This window comes from Mycobacterium sp. TKK-01-0059 (assembly GCF_000709305.1).
GTDB lineage: Bacteria > Actinomycetota > Actinomycetes > Mycobacteriales > Mycobacteriaceae > Mycobacterium > Mycobacterium intracellulare.
Genome location: NZ_KL446993.1, coordinates 278,266 through 288,501 on the forward strand (window position 1 = coordinate 278,266; position 10,236 = coordinate 288,501).

Here is a 10,236-nt window from a genome sequence, read left to right on the forward strand (position 1 = left end):
GCAGGCGCCGTCACCGCTCGACGAACCCCTCGAAACGCTCCTGGGGCTGCGACCAGTCGGCGACGACCTTGTCGACCCTGCCCGGCTGGGCGGGCCAGGACGCGCCGCCCCGCAGCAGCTCCAGCAGCTTCTCGCCGGCCTCCCGCGGCCCCTGGGCGACCACCAGCACGCGGCCGTCGGCCTGGTTGGCGGCGTAGCCGGTGAGGCCCAGCTCCAGCGCCCGGCACCGCGTCCACCACCGGAAACCCACCCCCTGGACGTTCCCGTGCACCCAGGCGGTGAGCCGGGCGTCAGGATCCGACATCGCTCACCTCGAAGTTGACGGTGGTGCCGGACTGCAGGGTGCGCCCGACGGTGCAGACCTGGTCGATGGCCCGGTTGACCACGACGCGCAGGCGCTCCTTCTCGTCCTCGGCCAACCCCGACAGATCCAGCTCCAGCGTCTCCTCGAGCAGCGGATAGCGTTCCTGCTCGCGGTCGGCCGCGCCGGAGACCCTGATGACCGCCTTGTAGTCGTCGCCCAGCCGGCGGGCCAGCGGCATATCGCTGGACATCCCGCTGCAGGCCGCGAGCGCGATCTTGAGCAGCTCGCCGGGAGTGAACACGCCGTCGACGTCCTCGGAGCCGACGAGTACCTGCGCTCCCCGCGAGCTGTATCCCGTGTAGCGGCGAGTTCCGGTGCGTTCCACCCATAGTTCGGCCATGGCTCATTTCTACCGGGCGGCCCCGCCGTGACGCGCGGGCATACTGTTTGGCATGGCCACCGTCGTCGCGTTCCACGCGCACCCCGACGACGAGGTGGTCCTCACCGGCGGCACGCTTGCGCGCGCGTCCGCGGCCGGGCATCGCGTCGTCGTGGTCACGGCGACCGACGGGCGGGTGCACAACGAGGACGGCAACCGGCTGGGCGAATTGCGGTCGAGCGCAAGCATTCTCGGGGCCCAGCGGGTGGAGTGCCTCGGCTACGCCGACAGCGGCTACGGCCCGCTGTTCTACCCGGATCCGCCCGGGCGCACCCGATTCGGGCGGGCGGACCTCGACGAGGCGGCGGGGCGGCTGGCCGCCATCCTGCGCGATGAGCACGCCGATCTGCTGCTCAGCTACCAGCCCAACGGCGGCTACGGTCACCGCGATCATGTGCAGGTGCACCACGTCGGCAAGCGAGCCGCCGAGCTCGCCGCGATTCCCCGGGTGCTCGAGGTGACGATGCCCCGCGAAATGCTGCTTCGCGTCAGCGATCTCGCCCACCTGCTGCGGCTTCCCGGACCGTACGAACGTGACATCGTCCGGGGCGCGTATGCCCCGCGCGCGACCATCACCCACCGGGTCAACGTGTTTCGCTTCGCCCGCCAGAAGCGGGACGCTTTTGCCGCGCACCGTTCCCAGATCGGCAGTTCGGGCCTGGGCGCGCGCCTGTTCGGGCTCCTGATGCGGTTGCCGCCCCAGGTGTTCGGCGCGCTGTTCAGCCACGAGTGGTTTGTGGATCCGGCGCTGCCCACGGGGACGCTGCGCCGTGACATCTTCGAGTGATGCACCTATTGCGTAGTCGAGTGTGAACGCGGGGCGTCCGGTGTGAAAGCCGGTCACCCACCCTCGGCGTGTCGCAACCGTGTGGTCACCGTCAAAGCCAAGTCTTCACACTCAAACACGCGGGCGCGGTTGGCATTTCGGGCAATAGAACGACGAACGGTTCATGAACTTCTCCCTGCGCATCACCGCGCCGCAGCGGCGGCAGCCCTGGCCTTCGCGGCCGTAGGCGTCCAGTGAGCGGTCGAAGTACCCGGATTCGCCGTTGACGTTGACGTACAGCGAATCGAACGAGGTCCCGCCCTTGGCCAGCGCGTCACGCATCACGTCGGCGGCCGCGTCGAGCACGGCGGTCAACTGCTTGCGGGTCAGCGCGTCGGCGATCCGCGCCCCGTGCACCTTGGCCCGCCACAGCGCCTCGTCGGCGTAGATGTTGCCGATGCCCGACACCACCTGCTGGTCGAGCAGTTGGCGCTTGATTTCGGAGTGCTTGCGCCGCAAGACTTTTACGACGGCGTCGGCGTCGAACCGGGGGTCCAGCGGGTCGCGCGCCAGGTGCGCGACGGGTTCGGGCACCACGCTGCCGTCCACCTCGACCAGGTCGGCGAGCATCCACCCGCCGAAGGTGCGCTGATCGGCGAAGCTCAGCACGGTCCCGTCGTCGAGCAGGGCGGAGATCCGGACGTGGTCGGCGCGCGGCACCGCGCCGAGCAGCATCTGCCCGCTCATGCCGAGGTGCACGACGAGCGCCGCGTCGCTGTCGAGCAACAGCCACAGGTACTTACCGCGCCGGTCGGTGCCGGTGATCCGGTCGTTGAGGAGCCGGGCGGTCAGGTCCGCGGCCCCCGCCTCGTGGCGTCGGACCGCGCGCGGGTGGTGCACCCGGACGGCCGTGATCGTCTTGCCCACCACATGGGCGTGCAGGCCGCGGCGCACCACCTCGACTTCGGGCAGTTCGGGCATCGATTCAGCTGCCGGGAACGGTGTCCAGCGCTTCCAGCGCTTTCCAGGTCGCCGCCGCGGCCTTCTGTTCGGCTTCCTTCTTGGAGCGGCCCACGCCCGAGCCGTATTCGGTGTCCGCCACCACGACCACGGCGGTGAATTCCTTGTCGTGGTCCGGGCCGGTGGAGGTGACGACGTAGGACGGCGCGCCCATGCTGCGGGCAGCGGTCAGCTCCTGCAGGCTGGTCTTCCAGTCCAGCCCGGCCCCCAGCGTCGGCGCGGCGTCCAGCAGCGGCCCGAACAACCGCAGGATCACCTCGCGCGCCACGCCGATCCCGTGCTCGAGGTAGATCGCACCCAGCAGCGATTCCATGCCGTCGGCCAGGATGCTCGACTTGTCCGCCCCGCCCGTGTTCGCCTCCCCGCGCCCCAGCAGCAGGTGCACCCCGAGGCCCCCCTCGCAGAGCTTTCGCCCGACGTCGGCCAGCGCCTGGGTGTTGACGACGCTGGCCCGCAGCTTGGCCAGGTCCCCCTCGCTGCGATCGGGATGGCGGTGGTAGAGCTCGTCGGTGATGGTCAGGCCCAGCACGGCGTCGCCGAGAAACTCCAGCCGCTCGTTGGTCGGCAGCCCGCCGTGCTCGTAGGCGTAGCTGCGGTGCGTCAGCGCCAAGGACAGCAGTTCGTCGGGCAGCTCAACCCCGAGGGCGTCGAGCAGAGCCTGCCGTGAGCTCACCGCCCACCCCGCGATTCGTCCGCCTCGGGGTCGAACATGCCCGCCAGCTTGGCCCAGCGCGGGTCGATGTGATTGTGCTGATGGCCCGGCTCGGCGGCCAGCGGCACCCCGCATTCGGGGCACAGCCCCGGGCAATCCGGCGTGCACACCGGCGAGAACGGGAGTTCGAGCCCCACCGCGTCGACGATGGACTGCTCGAGGTCGATGGTGTCGTCGACGATGTGGCCGACCTCGTCCTCCTCGGTGGTCGCCTCCGTGGTGCTGTCCGGGTAGGCGAACAGTTCGGTCAACCGCACCTGCACAGTCCCGTCGAGCGGGGTCAGGCACCGCGCGCATTCGCCGGCGGTGGGCGCGGTCACCGTCCCGGTCACCAAAACGCCCTCGGACACCGACTGGACCTGCAGGTCCAGTTCCAGGGGGGCGCCGGCCTCGATCGCGATCATGTCCAGCCCGATGCGCGCCGGGCTGGGCACGGTGTTGCGCACGGTCACCATCGCGCCGGGTCGCCGCCCGAGCCGGGTGATGTCGAACGTCATCGGCCCAGATAGCCGAGGCGCACCGCCGCGCGTCGATGAGGTGGTGTGCTGGCGCGTCATATCGGAAATCCTACGGCGCCCGCCGCACAATTCCAGGGCTCGCCCGCCCGCTGGGCGGGCGACGAAACGCTAGCGCACGGCGTAGTCGTGCGTCCCGGCCGCCGTCCGCAGTTGGTGGCGGCCGCGACCCACCGACCGCAGGGTGCCGTTGAGGAATTCCTCGAACTCGGCGAGCTTGTTGTCGACGTAGATGTCGCATTCGCCCCGCAGCCGGTCGGCCTCGGCGTGCGCCGAATCGATGAGCCGGGTGGCCTCGGCGTTGGCCGCCTCGACCACGCTGTTCTGCGACACCAGGCGCTGCTGTTCCTTGATGCCCTCTTGCACGGCCTTCTCGTAGGAGATGTTGCCGTTTTCGAGCAGCCGGTCGGCCTCGGCCTGGGCGCGCCCGACGCTGGCCTCGTAGTCGCGTTTGGCCGCGGTGGCGATGCGCATCGACTCCTCGCGGGCCTCGCCGACCATGCGCTCGCTGTGCTGGCGGGCTTCGCTCACCATCCGGTCGGCCTGCGCCTTCGCGTCCGACAGCAGCCGGTCGGCCTCCGCGCGGGCGTGGTTGAGCATGGACTCCGACTCGGTGGTCGCCGACTCGACCATGGACTCGGAATGCGTCTTGGCGTCGGACAGCATGGAATCGCGCGCGTCCAGCACGTCCTGGGCGTCGTCCAGCTCGCCCGGAATCGCGTCCTTGATGTCGTCGATCAGCTCCAGCACGTCGCCGCGGGGCACCACGCAGCCGGCCGTCATCGGGACGCCGCGGGCTTCCTCGACGATGGCGCTCAATTCATCCAGCGCTTCAAACACTCGATACACGGCCGTACCCTCCTGGCGTCTGCAAAACTGTTGTTACCAGTGTGCCTGGTGTTGTCTCTGTGACAGCGGTGGCGACACCGGTGTGTCGGGTATTTGCCCGTTCCCGGTGTTCTAAACGCCCCGGCGCGCCGGTGCCGGCGTGGGCGTGGTGAGTGAGTTTCATGCGAAAGCGCCCGTTCACGCTGTTTTCGCGGCGGCGACGGCCGCGCGCGGTGGTTCGTCCATATTCATCGCCGGACCGCGCCGCTGCGGCCTTTGCCCCGGTGTGGGTTTTGCGTCGACGCGCCCGGACCCGGCTATTTGCCAGCGATTCTAGGGTCCGGGGAACCGCCGGACGATCGGACCCTGCGCCCTTATACCCCCAAGGGGTATAGTCCCATGCGTCGGAACAGACTCACCTCGCGCCGGCGGCTCACCGCAGGAGGTTTCAGTGATGACGGTGCTATCGGCGATCGGGCACGCCCTGACGCTCGCGGGTTCGATGACATGGGAAATCCTGTGGGCGCTGATCGTCGGCTTCACCCTCTCGGCGGTGGTGCAGGCCGTCGTGCGGCGCTCGACGATCGTGGCGCTGATGGGCGATGACCGCCCGCGCACCCTGGCAGTGTCCGCCGGGCTGGGGGCGGCCTCGTCGTCGTGCTCGTATGCCGCGGTGGCCCTGGCGCGATCGCTGTTCCGCAAGGGCGCCGACTTCACCGCCGCCATGGCGTTCGAGATCGGTTCGACCAACCTCGTGGCGGAGTTGGGCATCATCCTGGCGCTGCTGATGGGCTGGCAGTTCACCGCCGCCGAATTCGTCGGCGGCCCGTTGATGATCGTGGTGCTCGCCGCCTTGTTCCGGCTGTTCGTGCGGTCGCGACTCGTCGACGCCGCCCGCGAGCAGGCCGCAAAGGGAATCGCCGGATCGATGGAAGGCCATGCCGCCATGGACATGTCGGTCAAAGGAGAAGGCTCGTTCTGGCGGCGGCTGTTCTCCCCGGCCGGCTTCACCTCGGTCTCGCACGTGTTCGTGATGGAGTGGCTGGCGATCCTGCGCGACCTTGTCCTTGGCCTGTTGATCGCCGGGGCCGTCGCGGCGTGGGTTCCCGAAAAGTTCTGGCAGAGCTTCTTTTTGGTGGATCACCCGGTCTGGTCGGCGCTGTGGGGTCCGCTCGTCGGCCCCGTCGTGGCGATCGTGTCCTTCGTGTGCTCGATCGGCAACGTCCCGCTGGCCGCGGTGTTGTGGAACGGGGGGATCAGCTTCGGGGGCGTCATCGCGTTCATCTACGCCGACCTGTTGATCCTCCCGATCCTGAACATCTACCGCAAGTACTACGGCACCAAGATGATGCTGACCCTGCTGGGCACCTTCTACGCGGCCATGGTGGCCGCCGGATACCTGGTCGAATTGATCTTCGGCACAACGCATCTCATCCCGGCGCAACGCAACGCGACCGTGCTGGAGGCCTCGATCTCGTGGAACTACACGACCTTGCTCAACATCGCCTTCGGCGTGCTCGCGATCGTCCTCGTCGCCCGGTTCATCACCTCCGGGGGCCTGCCGATGCTGCGCATGATGGGCGGCTCCCCCGACGCCGACCGCTCCGGCCACGCGCATTGATCCGCGTCACGGTTGCGGCAACTGCACATCGAGCACGGTGCACCGGCCCTCGTCGGCCTCGGCGAGCGCCCACCCGATGGCCTCGCGCATCTCCGCCGGCGTGGTCACGCTGCGTCCGCTTCCCCCGCACGCGCGCGCCAGGGCGGCGTAGTCGGTGTCCGGCGTGAGCCGGGTCTCGGGAAAGTCGTTCTCCCGCATCGATATTCCCTGCCGATAGAGCTCCATCACCGGCAGCTTCGAGGCCAGGTACGAGTGGTTGTTCAAGACCACCGTCACGAACGGCGCGTCATGGCGATGCGCCGACCACAACGCGGCCGTGGGCACACCGAAGTTGAACGAACCGTCACCGCAGATCGCGACGACGGGCGCCTGCGGCCTGGCCAGTTTGACCCCGAAGGCCCCGCCGAGCGCCCAGCCCAACGCCGGTGCGCCCGTGTCGAAGACCTGCCCCGGCGGCCGCTGGACCTGCCGGGCTACGGCGGGCCGGTTGGTCACCGCCTCCTGGACCACCACGGCGTCGTGCGGCAGCGCGGCGCCCAGCGCGGCCAGCATCGCGTCGGGCGCATCGGCCGGCCGGTCGGACGCGGCCCGGCGCGCCGCTTCCCGGCGGCGTTGCGCGACATCGGATTCGGCCGCCCGCCGCCGCGCGCTCCACTTCTCGCGCAGCTCGTCGGTGGCCAGCCGCAGCAGGGTCTGCTCGAGCAGCACCAGCGTCACCCGCGTGTCGGCGGTCAGCGCGATCTCGACCGGATAGGACCACAGCGGCATGCCGGCCTTGACGGGGTCCGCGTCGATCTGCACCACGCGGGCATCCGCGGGCGGGGCCAGCTGTGCGGGCACCCAGGGCACTTCGGAGTCCAGCAGCAGCACGGTGTCGGCGGTTTCCAGCGGGCCGGCGTCGCCCACCACGTGCAGGGGGTGCCCGAGCGGCAGGTTGGCGCGGTCGCCCTGGTCGATCACCGGCGCACCGAGCAACTCGGCGATGCGGGCCAACACGACCGCGGCCCCGGGTTCCGCCGCGGTCCGGCAGGCGACGATGACGACCCGCTGCCCGGCGACCAGGATCCCGGCCAGCCGGCCCAGGGCCCCGGGGTCCGGGCCGGGCGGTATGGCCGGCGGCAGCCGGCGTGGCAACGCACGACTGCCGGGCTCCATCAGGGCTTCTCGCGGCAGCATGACGTAGGCGGGTCCGGACGGGCTGGACTGGGCGACCTGGAATGCCCGCCGGACGATCGGGGCCAGCTCTCGCCCGCGGGGAACCTCCATGTGCCATTTGGCGTAGTTGCGCACGACGGCCGGCTGGTCGAGTTGCTCCTGCTGCCAATGGATGTAGGCGTCGCGGTGGCCGCGGACCTCCGGCGCCGAACTGTAGGGGGCGCGCCCGGCGAACATCACCACCGGAGTCCCGTTGCGCTGGGCGGTGTGCAGCTGGCAGCCCAGGTTCAGCGTCCCGGCATCGACGTGCACCATGACGGCCTGCGGTCGGCCGCTGGCCATGTGGTGTCCGATGGCCGCCGCCAACGCGACGCTCTCGTGGACACACAGCACCGCCCGCGGGCTCGGCGTGCCGGCCGCGCGCGCCGCCGCCAGCGCTTCCTGGATCGGGGCGGAGTCGGTTCCGGGGTTGATGAAGAAGTGCGCGACTCCCTCGTCGGCGAGCAGGGCGATCAGGTTGGTCGCGGCCTCGGGAACGTCGAAAAGATTGTCTACCGTCATGGCTGCCGTTCTCCTTTGACGTCGGCGACCGCGCGAATCCCCCCTTTTCTCGGATCAGATCTTCAAGATACGTTCCGCCGTGGCATAATTGACCCGTTCCGCCTCGCTGGGCGTGGCGTTGCGCGCTCGGAGCCATCGGGTACCCGCGCAGCGGCTGGATACTCCACACCGTGGTCGGCACGTCAAGGATGTTGCTGCCCAACGACTTCGCGTTGACTGGCGAGACTCAGTGCAGGTGGAAGGCTTTTCGCAGGGTGAATCGCGGGCGGTCGAGCACCGGCGGAGATCGACGGCCGAAACTTGTCGGTGGTAGTTGCGATGATGGCGTTATGTCTTCGATCGCATCTGCTGAGGCCGTGGTGGTGACTGCGAGCGACCGTCTTGAGGTGTTGTTCGAGGAGTTGGCGGAGTTGAGCGGTCAGCGCAATGCGATTGATGGGCGCATCGTGCAGATCGTGGCCGAGATCGATCGCGACCAATTGTGGGGCGTGACCGGTGCGCGCTCGGTGCCGGCGTTGGTGGCCTGGAAGCTGGGCTGTTCGTCGGGCAACGCCCATATGATCGCCACCATCGCTGGCCGGCTCGAGGAGTTCCCGCGCTGCACCGCGGGTATGCGTGAGGGTCGGCTGTCGGCCGATCAGGTCGGGGTGATCGCCGCCCACGCGGGCCCGGGATCCGATGAGCATTACGCCCAGCTGGCCGCGGTCGCCACGGTCAACCAGTTGCGTACCGCGGTCAAGCTCGAACCGCGACCCCAACCCCAACCGCGGCCGTGGTCGGGGCCCGAGCGCTCGCTGACCAAGGCCTCCGACGAGGCGGGCAGCTGCTATCGGATTACACTTCCCCACCACGACGCGGCGAAGTTCGACGCCGCGTTGGCGTCTCATCGTGATGCGCTGATCGCCGAGTGGAAACACGACCACGCAAACGGCGCGGGCGTTTCCGATCAGCGGCCCCCGTTGCCGAGCACCGTCGATGCGTTCATGCGCCTGGTCGAGGCGGGCTGGGACGCCGAGGCCACCCGCCGCCCCCATGGGCAGCACACCACCGTGGTGGCACACCTTGACATCGAACGGCGCGTGGCGGCGCTGCATCTGGGTCCACTGCTCTCTGAGGCCGAACGCCAATACCTGACCTGTGATGCCACCTGTGAGGTCTGGTTCGAACGCCACGGCGAGGTCATCGGGGCCGGCCGGGCGACGCGGGTGATCAATCGGCGGCTTCGCCGCGCCCTGGAGCACCGCGACCACATGTGCGCGATCCCGGGGTGTGGTGCCACCCGCGGTCTGCACGCACATCACATCTGGCACTGGGAAGACGGCGGCCCCACCGAGTTGGCCAACCTGGTGCTGGTCTGCCCCTACCACCACCGGCTACATCACCGGGGCGAGATCACCATCAGCGGACCCGCCCACGCACTCGTCGTCACCGACGACACCGGCCAAATACTGAGCCCGGGATCACTCGCACGCCCGCCCAGCCTTCCCCCGCCCGCGGTGCCGCCCTGCCCCGGACCTATCGGCGAACGCGCCGACTGGTGGTGGTATGACCCCTTCCAACCCCAACCACCACCGACAACCAATTAGGCTGGGCGGCGCCGGCCGGCCATTCGTCCAAACCCGACGCTCTTGGAATCCGTAGCCGCTGCGCTGCCGCGTACGTATACCCCAGCCGACTGACCAAAACCATTGCAGGCGAACGCTTTACACGTCGATCGACCCGGTTCAGGACCGACCGGCACGCTTTTCGCGCAAGCGACGGTTGACCGCTTCGGGCAGCAGCTCCGACACGTCGCCACCGAGCATGGCGACCTCCTTGGCCAACGACGACGACACGAACGAATACCGGGGCGCGGTCGCGACGAAAAAGGTGTCGACACCAGCGACGTGCTTGTTCATCTGTGCCATTTGCAGCTCGTATTCGAAGTCGGTGCCGGTGCGCAGCCCCTTCACGATGGCGGTCATCCCCCGCGACCGCACGAAATCGACCACCAGGCCCTGCCCGGCCTCCACCCGCAGATTGGGCAGGTGCGTCGTCGATTCGTTGATCATCGCGATCCGCTCGTCGAGGTCGAACATGCCCTTCTTGGCGGGATTGGTCAGGATCGCCACCACCACCTCGTCGAACTGAGCCGACGCGCGCTCGAAGACGTCGATGTGGCCCAACGTCACCGGGTCAAACGAGCCCGGGCATACCGCGCCGCTCATAGCGCGCGCCGATGACGATGCGGAGCGAAGCGCTGAGCAGGAGCGCCGCGCATGGCACGCGCCGGCGACGATGCAGAGCAAGCGATGAGGAGGAGCGGCGCCATGGCA

Annotated in this window: 11 protein-coding genes; 3 read left to right on the forward strand and 8 right to left on the reverse strand. The window is 69.2% G+C overall.

From position 1 onward, the window contains the following. Positions 1-10: 10 nt before the first annotated feature. Positions 11-304: an acylphosphatase gene (locus K883_RS01460; RefSeq protein WP_008258938.1), complete on the reverse strand. Its 294-nt coding sequence runs from the start codon at positions 302-304 to the stop codon at positions 11-13. Then, on the reverse strand, positions 291-704 hold the full coding sequence (locus tag K883_RS01465) for an OsmC family protein (RefSeq protein WP_009956342.1): 414 nt from the start codon (positions 702-704) through the stop codon (positions 291-293). Before K883_RS01465 ends, K883_RS01460 begins: the two co-directional genes overlap by 14 nt. Before the next feature lie 52 nt (positions 705-756). On the opposite strand from K883_RS01465, the gene K883_RS01470 reads away from it, so the two are divergent. Then, positions 757-1,530, forward strand: coding sequence for a PIG-L deacetylase family protein (locus K883_RS01470; protein WP_036453484.1), 774 nt, complete (start codon positions 757-759; stop codon positions 1,528-1,530). Positions 1,531-1,641: 111 nt separating this feature from the next. Here the strand turns inward: K883_RS01470 and mutM are convergent, their stop codons facing one another. From mutM to sepIVA, 4 genes are all read right to left on the reverse strand, one after another. Further along, on the reverse strand, positions 1,642-2,490 hold the full coding sequence (gene mutM, locus K883_RS01475) for a DNA-formamidopyrimidine glycosylase (protein WP_009956339.1): 849 nt from the start codon (positions 2,488-2,490) through the stop codon (positions 1,642-1,644). A 4-nt stretch (positions 2,491-2,494) separates the two neighbouring features. Continuing rightward, a complete protein-coding gene (gene rnc, locus K883_RS01480) occupies positions 2,495-3,202 on the reverse strand; it encodes a ribonuclease III (protein ID WP_008258944.1) in 708 nt (235 codons plus the stop codon). Beyond that, positions 3,199-3,798, reverse strand: a complete 600-nt coding sequence (locus K883_RS01485; RefSeq protein WP_179945040.1) for a YceD family protein — start codon at positions 3,796-3,798, stop codon at positions 3,199-3,201. Before K883_RS01485 ends, rnc begins: the two co-directional genes overlap by 4 nt. Before the next feature lie 69 nt (positions 3,799-3,867). Beyond that, positions 3,868-4,605, reverse strand: coding sequence for a cell division protein SepIVA (gene sepIVA / locus K883_RS01490; protein WP_008258949.1), 738 nt, complete (start codon positions 4,603-4,605; stop codon positions 3,868-3,870). Positions 4,606-5,038: 433 nt separating this feature from the next. Between sepIVA and K883_RS01495 the strand changes: the two genes are divergently transcribed. After that, complete coding sequence (locus K883_RS01495) at positions 5,039-6,205, forward strand: permease (RefSeq protein ID WP_036453488.1); 1,167 nt, start codon at positions 5,039-5,041, stop codon at positions 6,203-6,205. A gap of 6 nt (positions 6,206-6,211) precedes the next feature. On the opposite strand, the gene K883_RS01500 is transcribed toward K883_RS01495, so the two are convergent. Further along, positions 6,212-7,921, reverse strand: a complete 1,710-nt coding sequence (locus tag K883_RS01500) for a thiamine pyrophosphate-requiring protein (protein ID WP_020823225.1) — start codon at positions 7,919-7,921, stop codon at positions 6,212-6,214. 329 nt (positions 7,922-8,250) lie between these two features. Between K883_RS01500 and K883_RS01505 the strand changes: the two genes are divergently transcribed. Then, entirely contained in the window at positions 8,251-9,507 is a 1,257-nt protein-coding gene (locus K883_RS01505; protein WP_036453489.1) for an HNH endonuclease signature motif containing protein, read from the forward strand. 138 nt (positions 9,508-9,645) lie between these two features. On the opposite strand, the gene coaD is transcribed toward K883_RS01505, so the two are convergent. Next, the gene (gene coaD, locus K883_RS01510; protein ID WP_009953984.1) at positions 9,646-10,128 is read right to left on the reverse strand and encodes a pantetheine-phosphate adenylyltransferase; all 483 of its coding nucleotides are present in this window, start codon (positions 10,126-10,128) and stop codon (positions 9,646-9,648) included. Between the last annotated feature and the right edge of the window lie 108 nt (positions 10,129-10,236).